This window comes from Desulfovibrio simplex, assembly GCF_055387835.1.
Map to the genome: position 1 here is coordinate 936,060 of NZ_AP042377.1, position 22,734 is coordinate 958,793.

18 protein-coding genes and 1 tRNA gene are annotated in these 22,734 nt (G+C 52.1%); 8 read left to right on the forward strand and 11 right to left on the reverse strand.

Translation table 11 applies throughout. From position 1 onward, the window contains the following. Nucleotides 1-635: 635 nt before the first annotated feature. The 3 genes from ACZ5DH_RS03865 to ACZ5DH_RS03875 all read left to right on the forward strand — a co-directional run bounded on the left by ACZ5DH_RS03865 (nucleotide 636) and on the right by ACZ5DH_RS03875 (nucleotide 2,036). Nucleotides 636-1,046: a Fur family transcriptional regulator gene (locus ACZ5DH_RS03865; RefSeq protein ID WP_464256497.1), complete on the forward strand. Its 411-nt coding sequence runs from the start codon at nucleotides 636-638 to the stop codon at nucleotides 1,044-1,046. A 241-nt stretch (nucleotides 1,047-1,287) separates the two neighbouring features. Then, a complete protein-coding gene (locus tag ACZ5DH_RS03870) occupies nucleotides 1,288-1,824 on the forward strand; it encodes a bacterioferritin (protein ID WP_464255837.1) in 537 nt (178 codons plus the stop codon). A gap of 23 nt (nucleotides 1,825-1,847) precedes the next feature. Then, nucleotides 1,848-2,036, forward strand: a complete 189-nt coding sequence (locus ACZ5DH_RS03875) for a rubredoxin (protein ID WP_179981591.1) — start codon at nucleotides 1,848-1,850, stop codon at nucleotides 2,034-2,036. A gap of 238 nt (nucleotides 2,037-2,274) precedes the next feature. Here ACZ5DH_RS03875 and ACZ5DH_RS03880 read toward each other — a convergent pair whose 3' ends face one another. The 9 genes from ACZ5DH_RS03880 to ACZ5DH_RS03920 all read right to left on the reverse strand — a co-directional run bounded on the left by ACZ5DH_RS03880 (nucleotide 2,275) and on the right by ACZ5DH_RS03920 (nucleotide 13,589). Next, on the reverse strand, nucleotides 2,275-3,180 hold the full coding sequence (locus tag ACZ5DH_RS03880; RefSeq protein WP_464255838.1) for a rhomboid family intramembrane serine protease: 906 nt from the start codon (nucleotides 3,178-3,180) through the stop codon (nucleotides 2,275-2,277). A gap of 128 nt (nucleotides 3,181-3,308) precedes the next feature. Next, the gene (gene rpmB, locus ACZ5DH_RS03885) at nucleotides 3,309-3,518 is read right to left on the reverse strand and encodes a 50S ribosomal protein L28 (protein ID WP_179981593.1); all 210 of its coding nucleotides are present in this window, start codon (nucleotides 3,516-3,518) and stop codon (nucleotides 3,309-3,311) included. Nucleotides 3,519-3,729: 211 nt separating this feature from the next. Continuing rightward, on the reverse strand, nucleotides 3,730-6,807 hold the full coding sequence (locus tag ACZ5DH_RS03890) for a chemotaxis protein CheA (RefSeq protein ID WP_464255839.1): 3,078 nt from the start codon (nucleotides 6,805-6,807) through the stop codon (nucleotides 3,730-3,732). A gap of 66 nt (nucleotides 6,808-6,873) precedes the next feature. After that, nucleotides 6,874-7,242, reverse strand: a complete 369-nt coding sequence (locus ACZ5DH_RS03895; protein ID WP_012625008.1) for a response regulator — start codon at nucleotides 7,240-7,242, stop codon at nucleotides 6,874-6,876. A gap of 232 nt (nucleotides 7,243-7,474) precedes the next feature. Then, nucleotides 7,475-8,194 carry a chemotaxis protein CheW gene (locus ACZ5DH_RS03900; RefSeq protein WP_464255840.1) on the reverse strand — a complete coding sequence of 240 codons (720 nt, stop codon included), beginning with the start codon at nucleotides 8,192-8,194 and terminating at the stop codon, nucleotides 7,475-7,477. Continuing rightward, complete coding sequence (locus ACZ5DH_RS03905; protein ID WP_464255841.1) at nucleotides 8,188-8,964, reverse strand: ParA family protein; 777 nt, start codon at nucleotides 8,962-8,964, stop codon at nucleotides 8,188-8,190. The genes ACZ5DH_RS03900 and ACZ5DH_RS03905 overlap by 7 nt, the downstream gene beginning before the upstream one ends. A gap of 7 nt (nucleotides 8,965-8,971) precedes the next feature. Beyond that, nucleotides 8,972-9,844: a CheR family methyltransferase gene (locus tag ACZ5DH_RS03910; RefSeq protein ID WP_464256498.1), complete on the reverse strand. Its 873-nt coding sequence runs from the start codon at nucleotides 9,842-9,844 to the stop codon at nucleotides 8,972-8,974. A 713-nt stretch (nucleotides 9,845-10,557) separates the two neighbouring features. Then, a complete protein-coding gene (locus tag ACZ5DH_RS03915; RefSeq protein WP_464255842.1) occupies nucleotides 10,558-12,489 on the reverse strand; it encodes a HEAT repeat domain-containing protein in 1,932 nt (643 codons plus the stop codon). Nucleotides 12,490-12,515: 26 nt separating this feature from the next. Then, nucleotides 12,516-13,589: a protein-glutamate methylesterase/protein-glutamine glutaminase gene (locus tag ACZ5DH_RS03920; protein ID WP_464255843.1), complete on the reverse strand. Its 1,074-nt coding sequence runs from the start codon at nucleotides 13,587-13,589 to the stop codon at nucleotides 12,516-12,518. 129 nt (nucleotides 13,590-13,718) lie between these two features. Here ACZ5DH_RS03920 and ACZ5DH_RS03925 point away from each other — a divergent pair. After that, a tRNA-Pro gene (locus ACZ5DH_RS03925) sits at nucleotides 13,719-13,796 on the forward strand. Nucleotides 13,797-14,205: 409 nt separating this feature from the next. On the opposite strand, the gene ACZ5DH_RS03930 is transcribed toward ACZ5DH_RS03925, so the two are convergent. Next, nucleotides 14,206-15,039 carry a hypothetical protein gene (locus tag ACZ5DH_RS03930; protein ID WP_464255844.1) on the reverse strand — a complete coding sequence of 278 codons (834 nt, stop codon included), beginning with the start codon at nucleotides 15,037-15,039 and terminating at the stop codon, nucleotides 14,206-14,208. 811 nt (nucleotides 15,040-15,850) lie between these two features. Here ACZ5DH_RS03930 and ACZ5DH_RS03935 point away from each other — a divergent pair. Then, entirely contained in the window at nucleotides 15,851-17,149 is a 1,299-nt protein-coding gene (locus ACZ5DH_RS03935) for an SLC13 family permease (protein WP_464255845.1), read from the forward strand. A gap of 243 nt (nucleotides 17,150-17,392) precedes the next feature. Here the strand turns inward: ACZ5DH_RS03935 and ACZ5DH_RS03940 are convergent, their stop codons facing one another. Then, a complete protein-coding gene (locus ACZ5DH_RS03940) occupies nucleotides 17,393-17,614 on the reverse strand; it encodes a hypothetical protein (RefSeq protein WP_464255846.1) in 222 nt (73 codons plus the stop codon). A 175-nt stretch (nucleotides 17,615-17,789) separates the two neighbouring features. Between ACZ5DH_RS03940 and ACZ5DH_RS03945 the strand changes: the two genes are divergently transcribed. The 3 genes from ACZ5DH_RS03945 to ACZ5DH_RS03955 all read left to right on the forward strand — a co-directional run bounded on the left by ACZ5DH_RS03945 (nucleotide 17,790) and on the right by ACZ5DH_RS03955 (nucleotide 22,501). Beyond that, complete coding sequence (locus ACZ5DH_RS03945; protein WP_464255847.1) at nucleotides 17,790-18,470, forward strand: GGDEF domain-containing protein; 681 nt, start codon at nucleotides 17,790-17,792, stop codon at nucleotides 18,468-18,470. Between the two features lie 876 nt (nucleotides 18,471-19,346). Further along, nucleotides 19,347-21,005: a hypothetical protein gene (locus tag ACZ5DH_RS03950; protein ID WP_464255848.1), complete on the forward strand. Its 1,659-nt coding sequence runs from the start codon at nucleotides 19,347-19,349 to the stop codon at nucleotides 21,003-21,005. Then, nucleotides 21,002-22,501 (forward strand): hypothetical protein, encoded by a 1,500-nt coding sequence (locus ACZ5DH_RS03955; protein WP_464255849.1) that lies wholly within the window; start codon nucleotides 21,002-21,004, stop codon nucleotides 22,499-22,501. Before ACZ5DH_RS03950 ends, ACZ5DH_RS03955 begins: the two co-directional genes overlap by 4 nt. The last annotated feature ends 233 nt before the right edge of the window (nucleotides 22,502-22,734 follow it).

A 22,734-nucleotide genomic window follows, 5' to 3' on the forward strand; every position in this document is an offset into this window, starting at 1 on the left:
TGCCGCCCAGGCATCCGTACGCCTCTGGCAAGGGCTCGTTTGCCCAGCGTCTCACCGGATGAATGAAAGGAAACCTGGCAAGCTTTCCAGCGGGCAATGCTGACCTCGGCTGTGGCAGCCTATGACCAAGGCTGACAGCTGGTGCGTACGCCCTGATTGGCCGACAGCTTGCTGGTGCAGCTTCGGGATGTTGATGGGGGAAACGGGGCGCTATGCGGCAACATCGCGTCTTTGTTAAGGGTTCTGTGCCCAGATTTAAACAATACCACTGCAGGTTCACTAGGGTAAAAACATCAGACCGTCATGTAGGCGTTCGTGCGGTACAATATTTTATTGGGTTGTGAATTATCTCCCTTTTTAAATGTTGGCAGTCGCATGATGCGGGTGTTGCGTAAAGGCGCGGCTCCATACGGTATACGGTCACATGGTGTACGACTCAGGCTTTTTCGCTCAAGACAACCGCGCAGCGGCGTGACCGTGTCCAGGATTTTTGATTGTGGGGCAGTATTCAAGCCACGGATCCGGCCATTCTGCTGATTGAGCCCAGGCAGCGTAAAAAAAACCGCTTTCTGGTTGAAATGGGCTTGACAGCATCCTGCAGTAACAGTAATTTTTACTATCAAATGGAGACTGATATGGCTCAAATTCAAACAAGAATGACCCGGCAGCGCGCGGTGATTTTGGAAGAGCTGCGTAAAACCAAAACGCACCCGACTGCGGATGAGCTCTATAGTATCGTGCGCGAACGCTTGCCCCGGATTAGCTTGGGAACCGTTTACCGCAATCTGGATTTTTTGGCGGATAGCGGAGAGATTCGTCGCCTGGAAGCGGCTGGTTCCACAAAGCGCTTTGATGGCGATATTTCTCGGCATCAGCATGTGCGTTGTATCCAGTGCGGCCGTATCGGCGATGTAATGGACCCACGTGAGGCGCCTTCAGTTGCGGGCATGAGCGTTGAAGGCTTTTCTTCCATTCTGAGTTCGCGAATCGAATACGATGGGATTTGCAAAGAATGCGCTGGCCGCATACGCAGCACTAGCCATTAGGCAACCTTCGCTGTTTTTTCGCCGTTCGGGCGAATAAATTTGCCCGTCTTTGAGGAGTTGCCTCAAGGCGGGCAAATTTTGTATAATACCATGCGGGATCATTGAATATGTACCGTAACAGGCTCTTTTTTCGTCCTTATCTCTTTGCTTTGTTGCGCGTTCCATGTCCCGTCCGGCTTGTGTGTTTATTCGAATCGGTTTATAGATGAACTATACCTGCTTAACACCAAGGAGTTTCGGAATGGCAGAAAATAGAGAAAACCGTAAGGCCAAGGTGGTTGAGGTTCTTAACAAAGCTCGCGCCATGGAGCTGCACGCCATTCACCAATACATGAACCAGCATTACAGCCTGGACGACATGGATTATGGTGAACTGGCCGCCAATATGAAACTTATAGCCATTGATGAAATGCGCCACGCTGAAAACTTTGCCGAGCGCATCAAAGAGCTGGGTGGCGAGCCCACCACGCAAAAAGAGGGTAAAGTCGTTACCGGACAGGATGTGCCCGCAATCTATGAAAGTGACGTAGATCAAGAAGATGCGACCATTGAGGCATACAGCCAGTATCTTACTGTCTGTAAGGAACAGGGCGACATCGTCTCGGCGCGCCTGTTTGAACGTATTATTGAGGAAGAGCAGGCCCACCTGACGTACTATGAAAATATTGGCAGCCACATAGCCAAGCTGGGCGACACGTACCTTGCCAAGATCGCCGGCACGCCCTCAACGACCGGAACCGCCAGCAAGGGATTTGTTACAGGGACTCCGGCTGCCTAGTAATTGCTTACAAGGGAGACACCATGGCTGATCCTCATGACATGTGGCGTTGCCAGATGGTGAATTGTGGTTACGTATATGACCCAGATCGTGGCGACAAGCGCCACAAGATTCCGGCGGGAACAAAGTTTGAAGATTTGCCGGATGATTGGCATTGCCCGGTTTGTGGTGCGGGTAAGAAAAGCTTTCGCAGGTTGAGTGACGAAGCCTAGGCATCACCTATTGACCTGTGCAAGCCCACTGATTGTAAAATAATAGTCCCGGGCCTATGGCCTGCCCCCTCAAACCGGCAGGTAAAATGACCCTGAGGCCATGAGTTCGCGGCCAGCTTTTCTTGATGGAGAAAAGCTGGCCGCATCTCGTTTAGAGCATTTTAACTTTGAAAAAGTGTAAATGCTCTAACGCTGCACGAAAGTAAAGTTAATCTACTCTAGAGCCTTTTACCTTAAATCAGCCCCGAAGCACGGCAAAAGCCCAGTACCAGGCCAGGACGGGAACCGCTACGGCAAGTGCTCCGGCCAGCAGTTGCGGTAGGGCGGGCCAGTTTTTACCCAAGCGCCATGCTTCCCACGCGCCCAAAGCCATGCCGCTGCAGAGGCCCGCAATATGCGCAGCGTAGTCAGTGCGTTCGCCTTCCGTACCGAGCATGGCCAGGATGGCGATTCCCGCCGCGACGGGCAGGATGGCCTTGTTGCGCTGGCTGTGTTGCAGGGCCATAAATCCGGCCAACGCCCCCACAGCGGCAAAGAGTGCGGTGGAAAAGCCCATGCTTGTGACCAGGCGCGGGCGAAAAAGCACAGTAAGCCCGTTGCCCAGGATGCCACCGGCCACAGTGAGCCACAGGGCGCGCCCCACCCCGGTGAGCCGGGCAAGCAGGGGAAGGAAGATGGCGCCAAAGGCCAGGTTGCCGCACAAATGCGTTAACCCTGCATGCAGAGTTAGTGCGGTGGCCAATCGGTACCATTGTCCGTAGATGCGTACTAGAACATTATCAAGCATGCCCGCCCCTGACCAGGCTTCTGGCGGGGGTAAAAAACCGGGTGCTGGCCACCAGTCCACACGCCAGCCGTGCCATACAAGCAGGGGCAAAAGAAAAAGCGCGGCAAAGGCATAATGCCTGTGCATACGCAAGGGAGTGGAAACTGGCGCTGGTCTGCTGCTCTCAGCTGAAAATTCGTCAAGCTCTGCCAGGGCAATGCCTTCAAGCAGGGGAGGAACATAAATCTGTTCCCTGCCTGACAGTGAGACTGTTTTGTGGGCAATGGCGCGGGCATTAAGCACCAGCAGCCAGTCGCGAAAGCGCACGTAATTGTCCGCTCCACTGGCCTGGCTGATGTTTCGCCAGAACCGTGGCAAGCTGTTGGGCCTTCTGCGAATTAGCCAGCGCCCGCTGGTGGGCTTTGAAGCGCGCGAAAAAGTCGGCGGCATATAGCAAAAAAGGCCCCGACAGAAAACTGGCGGGGCCTAAAATGCGAAAAACTGTGCTAACCCTGCTTGCGAACCAGGGGCTTGGACACCACGCCGGAACGAATGCAACGAGTGCAAACGGTCAGGGTCCGCACGCTGCCATCGGCGAACTGGTGCCGAACGCGCTGGAGGTTGGGGTTGAAGCGACGCTTGGTCTTGATGTTGGAATGGCTGACGAGATTACCAACCTGGGGCTTTTTGCCGCAGAAAATGCATTCCTTGCTCATACTATCCTCCGTATATGCAAAAAAGTTGTTCACTTCACATGCGGCAAAAACGAGGCCCTGCGCCGGAAGATGTTCAGCGTATGAGTGGGCGTAACCGCGCGAAGAAGTGCTATAGCTGATGCAGCACTAAAAGGCAAGAAATTTTCTCAAAACTGATACGTAGAACGGTGTGGTTACGCTATCAGAAAAAATTCTCCGCACCATATACCTGTCAAACTCTGGCTGATGAAGCGGACTGTTTGTTTTCTCCTGCCGGAGGAGCCATGGACGCTGCCTTGGATGTGGCCATAAGATAGATTTCATGCGGATCCAGAATCAGGATAACAGACCCGTCACCCATAATGGTTGCGCCGGAAATGCCCTTCAGATCCCCAAGATAGGCTCCAAGGGGTTTGATGACGATTTCCTGCCTTTCCAGCAACCTGTCCACGACCAGACCAAGGCGGCGGTCATTATCATGAATGACCACAACGGAAAGCACATCGGGGAGGGGATCATTGGCTCGGGGCAGACCAAGCATTTCCGCCATTTCAACAATACCAAGCACCTCGCCGCGCAATGTGACGGCCTTACGGCCTTTCACGTCGGTAAGGCGCTGGGCCTCAATTTTTGTCGTTTCAGATACCGCGTCAAGGGGGATGGCGTACATCTGGCCTGAAACATTAACCATAAGGGCGTCAATAATGGCCAGGGTCAGCGGCAGGCTGAGGGTGAAGCGCGTTCCCTTGCCGACCTCGGAGTGGGTGCTGACACTGCCCTTGAGGTTTTTGATATTGGTACGCACAACATCCATCCCCACGCCTCGGCCGGAAATGTCCGTGATCTGGTCGGCGGAGGAGAAGCCGGGCGCGAAGATGAGTTCCACTGCTTCCCGGTCGTCAAGCTGGGCGGCTTCTTCTGCAGTAATCAGGCCTTTGCGTACGGCGATTTCGCGCATTTTGACCGGGTCTATGCCCTTGCCGTCATCTTCAATTTCAATGGCAACGGAATTCCCCTTGTGGAAGGCGCGCAACGTCACCTTGCCCTTGGCGGGCTTGCCTGCGGCAATGCGCACATCTTCGGGTTCAATGCCGTGGTCCACAGAGTTGCGGATAAGGTGAACCAGAGGGTCCCCTATGACTTCCACAACGCTTTTGTCCAGTTCTGTTTCCTCGCCTTCCATGACCAGGTCCACTTCTTTTCCGCTTTTGCGCGAAAGGTCGCGCACAAGGCGGGGGAACCGTGAAAACACCGAAGAAACAGGTACCATACGCACCTTCATGATGGTGTCTTGCAAATCGTCAGAAATGCGCGCCATGGCATAGGTGGTTTCAGAGAGGCTTTGCGCCACGTGGGAGATGTCCACCTTTTCGCTGTTGTCTTCAAGAGAACGGGCAATGAGGGTGTACCGGTTACGATTGATAATCAGTTCGCCGATAAGGTTCATGAGGTGGTCAAGGCGCTCGTGATCCACTCGTATGGTCGAGGAACTTTTGTGATTTTCAGCAGCAGGCGCAGCACCCTTGGTCTGGGGCGCTGCGGGACGCGCCGGAGCAGTCGCGGGCGCAGGCTGCGCGGCTGGAGCGGCAGTTCTGCCTGGAGCGGCAGGCGCCACGGGGGCTGAGGCCGCTGCGGGTTTTGTTGCAACGTTTTGCTCTTCCCGACTTGCCGCGGGCTGAGAGGCCTGAACCGGGGGAGCGCTGGCTGCTGCTGCGGAAGTTTTGGGCTGGGCATCACCAGTGACAGATGCCTGGGCCGGGCTGACGTCTTCGTCATTTTCATCCACCGCTTTTTCAGCGCTGGAGCAGATATCCGCCGCAACTTTTCCCTCAGCCAGCGCCTGACGTATCATATCTTCAATGATACTGACTTCCTGACTGAGCAGATCGACCATAAGACCAAAATCTATGTCGCTGGTGCGTCCCTGGTCAACGATGCCAGCGGTGCGTTCCGCGTAAGTTTTAATGTCGGCAAGCCCCACAAAGGCGCAGGCGTTCTTTATTGCCACAAGGCAACGATACAGGGCGTCGATGGAATCTTTGTGGCTGCCGTTTTTTTTGAGTGTTTCCAGCGCGGCGTGTATGATTTCAATCTGCTGCTGCACGGTAACGCGGAAAGCTTCCGTATCGTCACTTTCGGAACCGACCGGGATGATTGTGGGGTTGACCACCTCGACAGACGATGCCTGCGCTGCCGCCTCTGCTTCGGAATCCCGAGGCTCTTCGGAAGGTATCTGGGTGCGGCCTTGCGCCGCCAGCAGCTCTTCCGGCAAGGCAATGGGGCCGCCTGCCAGGGCAGCCTGGAGCTGCCGTACCACGGCATCGGTTTCAAAGGGGGTGGTCTGGCCGGAAGCGATATCAATATTGCGAACCAGGGCTTCCATTACATCCACAACCAGCAGGAGCAGGTCGATAAGGTCATGGGTCGGAGTTATCTTGCCCTGCCGTACATTGTTAAGCAGGGTTTCCGCTTCATGGGTCAGCGCATTGAGCTCATTATAGCCAATAATACCGCTGTTGCCCTTCATATTGTGGAAAAAGCGGAAAAGGTCATTGACCAGCTCATTCTGGCCTGTGGGATTTTCTTCAAGCTCCAGAAGCCCATTGGTGAGATTTTCTATGATCTCGATGGATTCATCGATGAAATCTTTAAGGTGCCCTTCGCCGAAGGCAGTGAGGGCATAGGACTCGTGCGCAGGCAACGTGCCCACCCATTCTTTGCCGGACATGCCGTTGGCACTGTCAGGCGCGGAAGCGGGTTCAGCCTGGACTCCCTGAGGCAATTCCGATGCGGAATCCCCGTCAGTGCTGGTTGCAGCCGGAAGGTCATCTTGTGTCTGAACATCCGTGACCGCAGGAGCGGAAACGGCTTCGGCAACGGGCGTGGCGGCAACAGGTGGGTTCAGAGCGGGGCTGTCGCCGGCCATTATGGCATCGATTTGCGCCATGATATGTCCGGTTTCCACATCCCCTTCAGAGTTGTTGGCCTCAAGATTGTCGATCATCTGGCGCAAGGCGTCGGTGGAGGCCAGAATGACATCCATAATTTCCGATGTGACAACCATGCTGCCTTTGCGCAGTTCGTCAAGAATATTTTCGGCCTTGTGGGCAAGCTGATTGATGCGGTTCAGCCCAAGAAAGCCTGAAGCACCCTTGAGGGAATGCATGGGGCGAAAAATATCATTGAGCAGAGCCAAGTTTCCTGGGGCCTTTTCAAGCTCCAAAAGATTGGGCTCGATGGTCTCAAGATGTTCTTTGGCTTCTGCAATGAAGTCGGCAAATAATTCTGGGTCAAAAAAATCCTGGCTCATACCCCATACCCTTGCTTGACTGAAAGCGCTGTACCCTGAGACGGGTAATGTTGTCTTTCTTATCGGCTAACCCAGGAGCATCTTTATATTCCGGACCATCTTTTCAGGCTGGGCAGGCTTAACCATGTAAAGATTGGCCCCGAGGCTCATGCCAGTCTGTATATCTTTTTCCTGCCCTTCCGTTGAGAGGACAATGATGGGGATGTCCTTGTATGCGTCCTGGGCGCGGATGGTTTTAATAAACGTGAATCCATCCATGCGAGGCATATTGACATCGGAAACGATCAAATCAACGGGGTCCAGGCTGTACAGCTTTTCAATGGCATCAAGGCCGTCTTCAGCGGTACTGACCTTAAAGCCTTCTCCTTTAAGCACAAAAGCCACCAGATTACGGATGGTCTTTGAGTCATCGACGACCATGATATGTTTTTTCATAATATCCGTTCCTGTGCGTCAGATGTTGACTGCCGCCTTATCGGGAAAACCTGCGTGTTCGATTGTCCGATTATATTGAAAGCAGCCGCGCACACAAAGAATGCGCGCCATTTATATGTGGCCGAGCCCTGAAAAAACATTCGAAAGCTTGCCACACATCATGTTGATGCGAAATGTTTAGAGGTTATTTATTCTTTTTGCAACAGCGGTATCTAACAGTAATTTAAGTATATTAAGCTTCCAGCAGTTTTTCCACGATCATTTGTGGGTCAACAATGCCGTGCAAGTGGTCATTCACTTCGGCAAGCCCGCAAAGCAGGTCTGCGCTGGCTCCCAGTTGGGCTTCGGCATTCCAGTTTATCTTGGCCTGATCCAGCATATACATAGTATGAATCTTATCAACGATAAGGCCAAGCTGCATTTCTTCACTGCCGCACACCACAATGAAGCTTTCGGGTGTGTAGCGATGCTGCTGATCGAGAGTCAGCAGGGCATCAAGATGCAGCAGGGGAGTGACACGCCCCCGCAGATTGACGACGCCGGCTACAAAGGATGGGGCCATGGGCAGTCGTGTGAGCGGCATATGTCGTAACACTTCAATGATCACGCAAACCGGCAGAAGAAAAATCTGTTCGCGCACATAGAACGATACCATCTGCACTGTGGGCAGTGTGGTCAATCGCGTCTTTAAACTTACCGCGACATGCGCTGCGGGTGCACTATGGTTCTCGCGTTCCTCAACGCCTGGGGCGGATGCAATGCCCGGGGCGGCGCCCGGCGCTGCGCCTATTGCGTCAGTGGGGGTGTGTATGGACAGATCCGCCAGCGCATCAACACCAAGATACTTTTGAACAAAAGCCTGCTCGGCGGCGCTGAGTGCAGACGGTGCCCCTGTTACGCCCGGCGGGGTAAAGCTCTGACCAGAGAAATATTCTTCAGGAGTTTTTACCATAGTTGCAACACTTCCTGCGCAAGGGCTTCATAGCAGCGCGCTCCTCGCGAATGCTGGTCAATATCATAAATACTGCATCCTTGCGCGCTGGCTTCACGAAAACGTGTGTCAATGCCAATAATGGAGTTGAACATGGCGTGCTCCATTTTTCGCTGCAAAAGCTCCAGTACCCTGGTGCAGGCCTTGGCACGCTTGTCATACATGGTGGGAAGGGCCCGATACAAAATGGGTCTGCCCAGCGCCTTGTTCAGTGTATGCAGCGTATCAAACAGAAGCTTCAAACCATGCAGCGCCAAAAAATCTGTCTGTATCGGGATTATCAGCAAGTCCGCCGCCACCAGTGCATTAACAAGAAGTATGCCGACATGGGGCGGGCAATCCAGAATAATGAAGTCATAGTCCTTGTGCACGGCCTCCAGGCTTCTGCCCAGTATGCTGCCTTTGGCGCTTCTGTCTTTAAAGTCAACTTCAAGCTCCGACAGGCGTATGCTGCCAGGGGCCATATCCATGCCGTGCAAGGCCTGGGAACGCAGCAGAAGTGGCCACAGTGCGGGCCAGCTTTCTTCGGAGGCCAAAAAAAGGTCATGCAGACTGTAGCGCACGTCCTCTGGATATATTCTGGCATGCAGGGTCGCACAGGCGTGCGGGTCAAGGTCCAGCAGCAGGACTTTTTTTTCTGCCCGCACCAGCGCGCAACCCAGGTTCACAGCGGTTGTGGTTTTTCCCACTCCTCCTTTCTGATTGGCGACAGCCAGGATTTTGGCGCACATGTCGTGCCTAGGCCAGCTTGCGGTAGACGATGGTTCCTTTGAAATGCTCAAGCTGGAACGCTCTGCTGATATTGTGCAGCGACTCTGAGTGGCCGATGAGCAATGCACCATTGACCTCCAGGTTGTCATAGAATGCATTGATGACTTTGCGCTTCATTTCATCGTCAAAGTAAATGATAACATTGCGGCAAAAGACGATCTGCGATTTTTCAACACGCCTCAACTGTTCTTTGTCGCTAAGATTTATCTGCCCAAAAGAAATGATGTTTTTCAGTTCGGGCTTGATCTTGTATATGTTGTCCTCTTTAACGAAGTAGGTGTCCACTATGGATTTTGGCGTGGTGCGCAATGCGTACTCGCTGTAGATGCCACGCCTTGCGGCAGCAAGCACGGCTTCGGAAAGGTCGTTGGCCGTTATTTTTATGTCCCAGCTATGGATTTCACTTCTGAGAACTTCGTGGAGAATGATAGCCAGGGTATACGGCTCTTCACCTGTGGAACAACCGGCCGACCAGATACGTAATTTTTTTTGACCTTTTTGACGGCATTGATCCAGTATCTCAGGCAGCACGTTTTTTTGAAAGACTTCCAGCTGCGGCGGATTACGGAAAAAACTGGTTTCGTTGGTGGTAACAACTTCAAAAAGCTTGTTTAATTCAGTTTTTCGACTGGCATCAAACCGAAGGAAATTGTAATACTCATTATAGCTTTTGAGGTTCAGATCCTTGATGCGGTTGGAAAGACGGTTTTCAACCAGATACTTGCGGTTTTCGGCGATAAAAATCCCGCATTGCTGGTAAATAAAGTCGCGGAGCTGCAAAAATTCCTCGTCCGAAATCTGCAGGTCCTTGCGAAAGGGCGAAGTCGCCTTTGTGTTCACAACCGCAGGGGTAGGCGTTCGAAAGGCCGCACTTGGGGTGAGGGGTTGGCGTAACGCTCCGCCTGGCTGCGTGCTGCGGAAAAGAGGAGTCTTTGGCGGCACTGCCGTCTGCGGTGTCGCGTTGGCCCCAGGTTCAAACGCGCCGGTTCTGTTGCCCGCCGCGCCCGTTGAGGGAAAAAGGCTTGAGCCGGTAGCGCCGAAAGGGGACGCCTGCTGTGCCCCGGCGGGAGATCTTTGTGCCGCGGCGTCTTTTGCTGCAAAGGGGCTGGAAACGGAAGTTCCTGGCGGCGTTTGGGTTGCCTGGCGCAAGGGAGATGTCCAGGTGGACTGCCCCAGATTGGGTTGCCCCAGACCGGACTGACCAACATACGGAGAAGTGGCGCCACCAAATGCGGAAGGCTGGCTTGGGGTAGTGCCCCCGGAACTGAAGGGACTGCTTCCAGTGTTGTTGCCAAATGCGGGGCGTGCTGGAGACGTCGCGGGGTCTGTCGGGCGCTGATCAAATCCGGAGGGTTTGAATGCCGATGTCTGGCGCGGCGGCTGCGTCATACCTGCGCCCAGGCGTGACGTTTGGTCATCAGTCGGACGAGAGAAAGCCCCTGGCTGGCTGGGAGGCTTGCCCGCCTCAGATGGAGCCGTGCCGCGATTTTCTGCATCGTTGGCGTTTTTATTCTGCACGCCGTGGGGAAACAAGGTCGGAGGCTGTGACATGGCTACTCCTGTTCGGCCTGAATGGCTGCCACCGCTTCAGCCGCAGCGTGCTGTATTTCCTGGTCTTCACTGTTCATCAAGCCAAGAAGCACACTGAAGGCCACATTGCCGCCGATCATGCCCAAGGACTCAATAATCTTGAATGAAACCATGGGATTGGCTGTTTCAAACAGTTGGGTCAGGTAAGGAACAGCATCGGCAATCTTGTGTACGCCCAGGGCTTCGATCGCTCTGATTTTGACCCAGTCATTATCGTCAGCAAGGGCAGAGATGATGTGCGGCATGACTGCTGGCGTGCCTATCTGGCCAAGCAGATCCACCAGGGCTATCCGCACGTCCTTGTCTTCATCAATCAGGCGGGGCAACAGGTGGGGCAAAAAGTCTTCAGCCTGTGGCCCCAGATTTTGAAAGGCCTCGATGGCAACCTGTCGCACGCGTGGCGAAGGGTCTTCAAGTGCCTGCAATATTTCATCAAGATTATCAGTGACGCTATAGCGGCCAAGAGCGTAGATGGCCATCATACGCTGCATGGGGTCTTCGCTGCGCGCCCTGTTTTTAAACTGGCTGTTGAGTTTGGGGCTGTGCAGATTGATGCATGCCTCAAGAGCCATTTCCTGCACATCAATGTACCGGTGGTCAAGCTGGGCAAAAACGATGTCTTCAACTTCGGGGCAACCATGCTGATTGCCGAAAAACACCAGGGCGCTCTTCAAAACTTCCGCATCGTCAGATTGTTCTATAATGGAGAGAAAGAACGGGGTATCCGTGCAGCCGCCCATCTGCGCAAGTTCGGCCACAGCCGCCCGGCGCAGTTCGGGGCTCACCCTCCAGAAGATTTTTTTCAGCTCTTCAACCGGACTTTGATCCTTCAAAAGGCGGCAGGCTTCCATTGCCACGGCAATACGCTTTTCATCGTCGCTGCGCAGGGCGTCGCGGAGCATGTTGTTATACCCAAGGGAGGCAATGGCATGTATGGCAACTTCGTAGAGTTCGGGCTGCCGCTCCGCATCAAGACCCACGGCCAGATTGACGATGGCCTCGGTGGCGTCTTCGTTGCCAATGGCGCTCAAGCCTTGCAGAGCGGCCAGCAGGATGTCTTCGTCATTGTCGGAGAGCGCCTCAAGCAGGTAAACGCGTAAGCGTTCTTGTGATTTGGCCGACAGCAGCGACAGGGAACGCACACTCAGAATCTGTACAATGGCTTTGACGATTTTATGCCGCAGAGGCACGCGGACATTTTCAAGAGAGCTGAAAAGAAGTGGTATGGCTTTTACATCCCCCATATCGCCCAGCGCGTCAATAATGGCGGAGCATACCAGAGGGGAGGCCTGGGGAAGCAGCTTTACAAGACCATTGGCAGCGGAAGGGTCCTTGATTTTTGCCAGGGCTTCCACTACCGCGAACTGCACCCACTCTTCATCATGCATGGCCTGGCATAGAGAGGGGACGGCTTCGGGAAAGGCAAGGTTGCCCAAACTTACGGCCGCCTGATAGCGAACATTAACTTCCGGATCTTTAAGAAGGGCCTTTGCGAGAAGCAGGACCGCCTGGTGCGTCGGGCTGTACCCGAGAATGTCGGCTATGAAAATGCGCAGATCCGTATCTTCATCCTGAAGATACGGCTGTATGCTTTCGATGCTGTCGCCGCCGATTTCGCGTAAAATATCCATGGCCACATTGCGTACAGGGGCCTCATCGCTACGCAGCAGGGGCAGCAGGGCAGCCACCACCTGAGGCCCCCGGATTTTGCGCAGGGCGTATTCTGCCGCTTCCTGTATGCCGATATTGCTGCTTTTGACAAGCGAGCAGAGCGTAGGGATAGCTTCATGCAAGGCCATGTCGCCAGCATTGAAAGCGGCGTTGCGAACAGTGGCGCTGTCATCTGACTGCAGTGCTTCAATTACTTGCGGAGCCGTGTCGAGCGAATTTTCCATAATAGTGCTTCCTGCTGCGCTACTGGTCAGCCCTTGACAATTGTCATGATGGCTTGGGCGATATCATCTGCATCAAGAATCTGATTGGCCAATTTGGCATCAATGACAGCCTTGGGCATGCCATATACCACGCACGAAGCCTCATTTTGGGCAATGAGGCAGCCGCCTTTTTCTTTCAAAACCTTTGCGCCCTCACATCCGTCCGCACCCATGCCGGTCAGCATGACGCCCAGGGTGCGGCGCCCCATATTTTTTCCGGCGCTTTCCATAAGCAGGTTAACCGTGGGCTTGTACAGAGCGTCACGGGGTTCGTCGGTGATGGCGACTTCGGGCAGGGGGCCACGCATGCGCACGCTTATATGTTTGCCGCCAGGGCATACATAGGCATGCCCATTTTTTATGCGATCTCCATCCACTGCCTCGCTGACGCTTATGTTGCAAACACTGTCCAGCCTTTTGGCAAATGGGCCTGTAAAGGCCGCGGGCATGTGTTGCGCTACAAGGATGCAGGCTGGCAGATCTGAGGGCAGGGCTGACAGGATTTTCTGAACCACTGGCGGCCCCCCCGTGGAAACGCCCACAACAACAAGGTCGCGCGGGCCATGGCAGGGCGTCTGTACATAGTCCGCCGGTTGTGACGGCTGCATCCGCGGCAGGGGAGAAGCCGGCATGGCAATATTGTTGATACGGCGGTATTTGAGGCGGATGATGGCCTTACGTCGGGCCAGAGCGGTTACCTTGCGTCGCAGCTCCGACCCGAAAGAGTCACGGTCATTGGACATGTTCTTGGGGATAAAGTCCAGCGCACCGTATTCCATCGCCTTGAGGGTGCTCTCGGCGCCGCTCTCCGTCAGCGAACTGATCATGAGCACTGGCATAGGCGTGGTTTTCATAAGGCGCTGCAACGTACCAAGGCCGTCGAGGCGCGGCATTTCCACATCAAGCGTCATGACATCCGCATCAAGCTCTTCCGCTTTTTGCAGAGCTTCCAGCCCATCTCTGGCAGTACCGACAACCTTGATTTCCGGGTCCTGCTCCAAAAGAGAGACAATAGCGTTGCGCATGAAGGTTGAATCGTCCACCACTAGAACACGGGTCATACAGGTCGTTCGCTCCGCAAAGAATTTGTCCTTCTAAGGACGGATGTTATGTTACGTCAGCCCAAATTTTTTTACAAATAAAAAATGGCTTGCCAAAATTAAGCGTCTCGCATATCTTCCCTTTCTCAACGGGATGTGGCTCAGCTTGGCTAGAGCGCAGCGTTCGGGACGCTGAGGCCGCGCGTTCAAATCGCGCCATCCCGACCAGAAAGATCAAGGGGTTACAGATAACATCTGTAGCCCCTTTTTTTATCGGGGTACAGGGTGGTTTTTTATCCTGGCGTGCAATGCCAACGTTCATTTTGAAGGCTGTTCATAAACTGGTGTACTATGTTGACATTGATGCCGCTATCCTGCATAGTGCCTCAACAACTGCTTAATACATCCCCAGATTGCCCCGGTATCCCCCGGGGCTTTCCATTTTGTGCTATTGGCAACTAACTGTTTTATTGCGTAAATTTTAAAAATGGTGTTGGGAATTGTCGTAAAAAATCACCACGACGCTGCGGTTTATTACTTTTGAAGCAGAAATTATTTTCTTTGTTGAGTGCGGGCGTCTGGGCCAAGCCTGGAGGTGATGCGGGTATTTTTAGCTCCAGGGCTGTTTCGCGTCTGGCTAGAGCAGCTTGGCTTTGATTTCGTCAAAGCTGTCGAGCAATTTCATTGCCTGCGGGTTTTGCGGGGTTTGAGCTCCGTGACGTGCGACAAAACAAAGGAACAGCAAGGCTTCTTCCGGATCAGACATGCTGTTGCAAACAATATCGTAATACTCGCCCCTGTTGGCGGAATCGAATTTTTTTACGCTTTCCGCAGCCTGGTGAAAAGTTTTAATGAAAACTTCACACAACTCGTGCCGAAAAACCCGGCGCGATAAGGTTTGCAGCAGGGGCGTTTCAGACCGGGTGCCCGCAAGTACGTCTTCCACCTCATCAATCAGCGCTGGCACGGGTGAGTCTTGATCCGGGCTGGTAGCATCATAAGCAAGACAGTCATGAATAACGCGGCGTACATCGGCAACAGTGTACCGATGCTCCCGTGATTTTTTGAATTCATCCATCAACAGAAGAAACATTCTTTCCCTGTGATAGAGCAAAGCATTTTTCTTCTGCTTATGCAGCTCCTTGCGTTGTTCACGCATTTCATCATTCTGCATTTTTATTGAAACAATAATCCCAGCGAATGCCAGACCGGAAAACAGAGTGTTCAGCACTCCAAAAGAGTCGCCGAATGTACCGGATTTACTGAAATCCGACGTGAACAAATATAAACCCAGGGCAGAAGCAGACCAAATTCCCACCACAAGCAAGGCCGCTTTCATAAATAGCGACCATGTCACCCGGTCCTGAGACGTTTCCGGGGTCTGCGAACGTGAATGAGGAGTGGCGGTATGCTCTGAGGCCCGCCGGGGTTCCGAGGTGGAGACGGCTTTGTCTTGTGTGCGTGTACTCATGATGTCGTCGTGTCTCTCCCTTATCAGGTGGCATTATTGTTTCAACCATAGCCTTTCGTCATATGGTCTGCAATCCTGGTGGTTCCTCTTGCATTTTTGTCAGTTTGTCTTGCTGCCCGCTCCGGTGAAATTGCGCCTGCCTTGTCTGCACACGCCATGCCACTATGATCCATATTTCCCCAGAAACACTCTCCAGAATCTGAAAAGGGTGAGCTGTATTCCGCTCATGCCAAGGAACTTTGTGCGGTATGGTGAAGTGAATATATTGCCATCCGCTGGCTGGGCGGTGTGGTGGCGCAAGAAACACGTTGACATTGATCCGTTATTTGTCTGCTGCATCTATTCCCACCTTGCGCATTTGCTGATATGATTTCTCCCGCTCTACGCACCAGCCGCCCAAAACATAATTGCCTGTATAACTAGGGCAGCCGTACTTTTCGGTACTGTTCCGCATCCACACGGCAAGCATTGGGGCACCATCATTGCCGTGGGTGCGCATGCGCACGTGCCGGCAGATTGCGGGCGTGGGCAGCAAGGGCATACCCGGCGGGCGTCAACGCAGCAACACGGGTGTCCCGGATAGGCTCCATGCCGCGCACCTGTGGGCGGGCCGCAGCCAATGCCGTATGCGCGAACCGCCCGCCCGTGATGCTGTCCGCCCCGGTGATGTGAAGAAACAGGCTGAGGTGGCAATATCCAGTCTGGGCATGGCAACCCTTTGTTTTTTTGAAAGGCCCCATAAAAATTTAAGGAGTCATCTGAAGAAATTCGTTAGTTATCCTTTATAAATATATAACAACAAGGAAACGCAATGGTGGCAGAAGCATGGATAGGCGCGGGCATCGTCACCGTCACGATCGGGCTTTGGGCCACGGCGAGGTTGCCGGAATACCTCGTCGCCTTGCTGTTTTTTGCAACCGCCGCCATCTTGCGTCTGGCTCCGCCCGACGTGCTGTTCTCGGGCTTTTCTTCGGGTGCGTTCTGGCTGGTGCTCAGTGGCTTTGTCCTTGGCGTTACTATCCGCAAGGTCGGTTTGGCGGACCGCATCGCCCGTAGTTTGGCGAGCCGGTTGACTGGCTCATGGCCCCATATGGTCGGGGGCGTGGTACTGCTCACCTATGCTCTGGCCTTCATCATGCCTTCCAACATGGGGCGCATCGCCTTGCTGATGCCCATCGTCCTGGCGCTGGCCGACCGCGCGGGACTGGCCGTGGGCAGTCGCGGCCGCACGGCACTGGCCTTGGCGGTCGGCTTTGGCACCTTCCAACTGTCCGCCAGCATCCTGCCCGCCAATGTGCCCAACCTCATCATGGCCGGCGCAGCCGAAAGCGCATATGGCATCCACCTTTCCTACGTACCCTACCTGCTGCTGCATGCGCCCATACTCGGCCTGCTTAAAGGGCTCGCGCTAGTGGGCTTGCTGTGCCTGCTGTTCCCCGCAAAGCCGCAAAAAATTGCTGCACCTGGGCCTTCTCAACCGCTGAATCCTGCCGAAAAGCGCCTGAGCGTCTTGCTGCTTGCGACGCTGCTGCTGTGGATAACCGATGCCGTGCACGGCATCTCACCAGCTTGGATAGGCTTGGCGGCCGCCTGCGTTTGCGTGTTGCCCCGCATTGGCTTCCTGACCGGCGACGAGTTTGCCGCTGGCGTCAACATTCGCACCTGTCTCTACATTGCCGGCATCCTGGGGCTGGCAGCGTTCGTGAACCATTCCGGGCTGGGAGCCACCATGGGCACGTGGTTGCTGCACAGGCTTCCGCTTGATCCGTCCAGCCCGGCCAGCAACTTCGGAGCCCTGGTCGCGCTGACCAGCGCATTAAACTTCACTGTTACTGCCAATGGCGTACCAGCCTTGTTCACACCCCTCGCGCAGTCCCTGTCAGAAGCCTCCGGTCTGCCCCTGCTGACCGTGCTCATGGTGCAGGTCATCGGCTATGCCACGCCGCTGCTTCCTTACCAGGCATCCCCCATCGTTGTCGCGATGGGTATGGCCCAGGTGCCCGCCAGGGACGGCATTCGACTTTGTCTGGCGCTGGCAGCGATCACCTTTCTGATGCTGGTGCCGCTCGACTATGTTTGGTTCAAGCTGTTGGGCCAGATTACGCACTGAACGGCCGCCTGGATGGGGCCAACGTTCCTTTCACACGGGGCAGTTCCGGCATGATAGTGTTCCGGTTGTTCGGGGGAAGCGCAAAGGTCGGTCTGCTGAACTTCAATGCCTCGCGCAGGCGCTTGATGCCAGCAGCGCCAGATTCCCGCACCAACGGCGGACAGATTGGCATCGAGATCGCGCATCGTCACCCTGCTGCTCGCGCCAGCGTCATGAAGCGTAGCCAGGCCGCCACGCGGCGATTCAATGATTTTGCGCGCAGCGCACCTCCAATACACCCGACTGCAATGCTTTCGGCAAGACTTGGACGGACAATTCAAGAAACACCTTGTCGGCGGTTGCAGCGCCTTCTTCCCGTCCTGCGTGATGTTCACCTTCAAAAACACCTGACATAACAACAATCGCGGGATCAGGGTTTGCCTTGCACCGCGGTTTCGCCTTCATTCTGTCTGTCACAATTATCATGCCTCACGCCGGGTGAAATTACACCGGCGCTAGCTCTGCCTTCCATCACTCGTCCAATATTTTCCGTAAACACTCTTCAGAATCTGAAACGGCTGAGCTGTATTTCATTCATATCAAGGCATTTTGTGCTGTATGGTGGAGTGAATATGTCGTCATCCAGTGAAATGAGGAGTGCATGATGATTTCAGGCAGCCCTGATCTGCAAAAGCTTGTGCTTGGGGTGATGAGCCACAGCTGTGATGTGCCTGTGTGGGGAATCCTGCTGACGTTGTTGTTTGTATTGTGCGTGGTTGCTTTCTTGGTCAAGGCGGTCAGCCAGTGCAAAAAAACAATGGCTGCTTGCAACAGGGCGCGCATCCAGGCCGATACGGATGATCTTACCGGGCTTTGGAGCAGGCATGCAATAAACCATGCGCTTAAGGAGGGACAGTTTGTTCATGGTAAGAATACTCTGCGTTGGAGCGTGGTATTTATTGATATAGACGGGTTGAAGTCGATCAACGATGGGTGCGGGCATCTTGTGGGGGACTGTGTGCTGAAAATATTTGCACAAAGTGTGTCGTACTCAATTCGTTGCAGCGACTACGCCGGAAGGTGGGGTGGGGACGAATTTATTGTGCTGGTATCCGGCATGCGCTCTAACACTGATCTCGCAGCCTTTTGCGATAAGCTTCAGCGGGAAACATCGCAAGTAATCACGATTGATGAAAAGCAGATCAAGATCAAAGCCAGTTTTGGTTATGCGCTTGCAAATACAGATGGCGATAATGTACGTGATCTCATCAGGGTTGCTGACGCAAGAATGTACAGAAATAAGCAGAACAAATGCAACAGTACAGAAGAAGTTGGTCATTAAATAGGATGCTATTGAGTGATGCAAAAGAAACAAAAGGCTACAGAACAGACTAATAAAATCCAGTGTAATGAGGCAGTCTGCTATATTCCTTTTTTATGATTTTTGTAATGTGGGACAACTCCGTTTTTTTGCGACAAGTTAAAAAACAGAGGATCAACCCTTGAGGTCTCTCATGCGCTGGCGTGACGAACAAAAATTCAGGTAGAAGCAAGAGCGCTCTCATTGTTGATTTCATCAAAGGGGCAAAATTTGTCAGAGACGCTTGCAGACTGATTCGCCAAGAACGATACACTTACGTTGGTTGTCATGTCTGCGCCAGTTCTCGATAATTATTTCAGTTTATTGCTACGCCACAAGTATCTCGTCATCCAGGAGGCTTTCCCAACGTCCGCCACTAGAACTTTCTCCACCCATTCTTCCAAGGGCTAACATCTATATGTATAGCGCCTGGTGGCATGTCATCTAACAATTATTAAAGGGTAAAGTTACTTTTACCCTACCTTGTAAGGACGTTAATTGTGAAAAATTCAAGCTGGCTTGCTTGTTGCCGAATGTTGCACGCGCCATCTGATGCTCGAAGTTTTTCAATATTATACACTCTTTTGGGGTGAATAATTTTTTTAGAGAACATTTGCAAGGTAACGTTTGAATTTTCTGGGTAGTATTTCTAAAATTATTACCGCGATGATTTTGTTGTGAGTTATTTGAGTAGCATATGGGAATTACTATTGAATATGTTCAACGGTTAAACTATTTTCTTTTTGAGAGAGAGTCGGGGAACCGAGGCTAGCTGGTTTTTTATCTATTTTTCTCAGTCTGTGACAGGAACCCTGTGACGTTGGACAAAAACTGAAAGCTACAAACAGGAGGCAATACATGTCCGTATACCAAATTTTGAGTGATAATTATGAAGCGGCACTTCCCAAGGACTCATTTATCGCACCCAAGATACCGGAGAAGAAACTCAACGGCGCCATCAAGGGCATGAATAAAGATCTTGATCCTGACGCAGTCATTGTCATTTATGATTCTACGCTTTTTGGTGGCGCGGAAGATGGTATTATGTTCACAAATGATACGTTCTATTACCATCCAGCGTTCAACAACGTTTTTTCAGTTAAATATACGGATATCATCTCGGCAGAATATAAAAAGGATGTGAGTAAGAACAAGAAAGGTAATGATGTCGTAAAAGAATCTGTTGTAGTTGAAACTTCAGATAAGTCTTGTACTATTGAAGAGTCTGGCGTAAATGCAAAAATGCTGGCAAAGCTTATTAATTTACTAAAAAATGGATCTGGACACCAAGATGTTGAAGAAATTAGAAATATTCCATTGGAAGACTTGCCTTCTGAAGTAAAGATTGCCTATCTTAAAATTATTGTAAATTTTACATACAGTGATGATGATGTCATTGATGAAGAAGAAGTAAAAGAAATTTATTCGCTGATGCAGCGGTTAAAATTCACACAAGAAGACCGCTTCGAGATCATGAGTTACATAGAGAAGCATGATGTCAGCGAGGACATGTTGCTGGAAATTATTTTTTCACAGCTGAATGAAGTAACTAAAAAAAGCTTTTCACCTTCTTTACTCAAAGATTTGATTGCAATTTTAACAAGTTCAAAAAAGGGCACAGTGGTTTATTTGGATTCGCCGTTCATTATGAACATGGCCAAAAAATTGAATGTGGCGGAAGATGTACTAGAGATTCTGAAAAAATCCATTGATAATGATAGAAGGATCTATGATCCATCAATTGATGACAAGGGACTGTCTACAGGTTTTTCAGAAGTCATAGCAGGGGCTGGTTCCGTGGGCATCCCAGTAGCGGCCTTGTATTTTTCTGGAGCTGTAACAGGGCTCGGTGCTACGGGAATTACCAGCGGCCTGGCATCACTTGGATTTGGCGGTGTGCTGGGATTTTCGAGCATGGCCACTGGCCTGGGGGTGCTTTTGCTGTTGGGATATGGCGCGCACCGGGGCATCAAGGTTCTAACCGGCAGCAGTGAAGTTGACGCCCGCATGCAGAAAGAAAAAATGCTGATGGAGGTGGGTAAGCACCAACAGCGGACCATGAATTCGCTCATACAAGATATACAATTGATAGTGGGTAAAATTGAAGTCGCATTTAAGGAAACAGCACGACTCGTTAGTGACAACGCCAAGCAGGAACAAGTCTTAAGAACTCTTCTGGCCCGCCTTGGACAGATGACGGCCGCCAACTCTGCCATGAGTAAAGATTTCAGGCTCACTGAAAATTGCGCTATGCGAACAAAATTGCCTCACACTTTGGACGTGAAAAGACTGGAGGCAATTACAGACTCCCCTACAACGAAAAAGTTTTATCAGTTGGTGCTGGATTGCTATGAAGAAAAAAGTATGGAAGTTGGAACCAAAGAAAAACCGGAAACAAAAGTAGTGTGGCTGGTGAAAGCGGACTTGGATAATGAAACTGTGGCGAATTTGAATGCTCTTCTCTCACAGTTGGGCTATTTTTCGACCGCTGGTACCCTGAAAGGGATTTTTAAATGAAAAATCCCTTGAAAGACTATAATGGGGTTAGTCTTGTACAGGATCATCAGGCCAAAACGGCGTCGTCTGCGCTTTTTGATGCTAGAACAGCTCTTGACGATTTAGCAAAAATACATGGGCAGATGAATGAATCTGGTCAAAAATTTTCTGACATGGCGGCCCAGGCCCAGAACATGCTCGAAGGCCTTGCCCACAGCCAGAAAGCCGGGGATTCTCTGCGGTTGGACATGATAGATGTGGACTCTTTCCATTTTGCACTTTCCGAAATGAATATTGAACCAGTGCAGCCTGTAATGCCCCGCATTGCAAGGGTGCAGACCATCGAGCTCGGTGAAGACGATGAGGATTTTTTGCGCAATGTCAGCGTGTATGCCGAGCTCTTTCAGGTGGACATGTCAAAGTCGGCCTTTATGGCGGTTTTGTCGGGGGAGGAAAGAGAAAATGTCCTCCGTCAGCTTGATGAAGAGTTTACCTGCAAAGGGGCACAATGTGATTGCTACGACTACATGATCGCTGGCACTTGCGGGCTCATCGGAGGGCTTGTGGATGCCTTCTTTGTGGGCATGCCCGGAGCAAGTCAGTTGTCCAGCATCGCCGATGGCATGGTGGACAATGCTGTAGAGAAAATCGCTGCTTTTTTTGGCTGGAAGGGAGAAAAAACTAAAGGTAGTGCCGGAGCGATTAAATTTCTCGAAGACAAGTTCAAGGTCAACTATGATCAGCAATACGGTGCAGCGGCGGGGCATTTGCTTGGCATGAGCACGAGAAACCACCATGTGAAGAGTATTGGCCACTGGCCTGATTTGGTGGGTCTGCTTTTTTCCATATTGGATCAATTTTGCTCCACTTCGCATTTTTTGGACAATGGCCGCCTGATTACCTTTGACACCGCCTCTGGATCGCTACGTGGCAATACGTTTTTGTCCAAGGTGTTTTTTGGCTTTGTTAACTGGTTTGGGCACCTTGCTTCGGACGTGGCGGGTTCTTCCACTGCTTCGGGACGCGGTTCAGGAATTCCCATCCCTTTTTATGGATTGTTACAGGCTATGAATTTCGGTTCGTTGGGGGTTGACAAAAAAACTCTGGCGGACATTGCCGTGGAAGTTTTTGAAAAAGGGTATGATTTTCGTCACGGTCTTGCCATGTGTATCCCTGTGGCCATTACCGAGTTGCTTATCAGGTTCATGTGGGGCATCAAGGGACGATTTTATCATCATAGGGACTGGAAACAATGTATCCCTTCCGCAAGTATTCCAGAAGTGCGGCGAATGCTGTTTGTTGGGCACGGCACTCTGTGCGCTGTGGATTTTACAGACGCGGTTTTGCGCTCAGGTGGAGATGTTGTCTTTACACTTTTACGAATGAATTATGTTGCGTGGGTGCGTTTTGGCCTGCTCGGCGTGCGTGAATTGCGGGCTTTTCTGCGTAGCGGACATCTGGACGAAGAAAAACTAGACGCTCATTTGCGCGAGGAATACAAACGGCTATTGGCCTGAAAATTTCGAGCTGTGCAGATCCCCATGGTAAAGCTCTGCCTGCATGTTGCTGACAGAGCTTTAAAAGATCTTCAGGTAATTTCTGTGCTACTGTTCATGAGCACAATTTTTCAATCGATACGTCTGGGGGGGGAGGGCAGGGGCTCTGCACAAACCAGGTCGCTGTAACTGCCGCTGAACTATCTGCATTTTCTTGTCCATAACAGTCGTAAGACTCGTCATCCCTGTTGGCA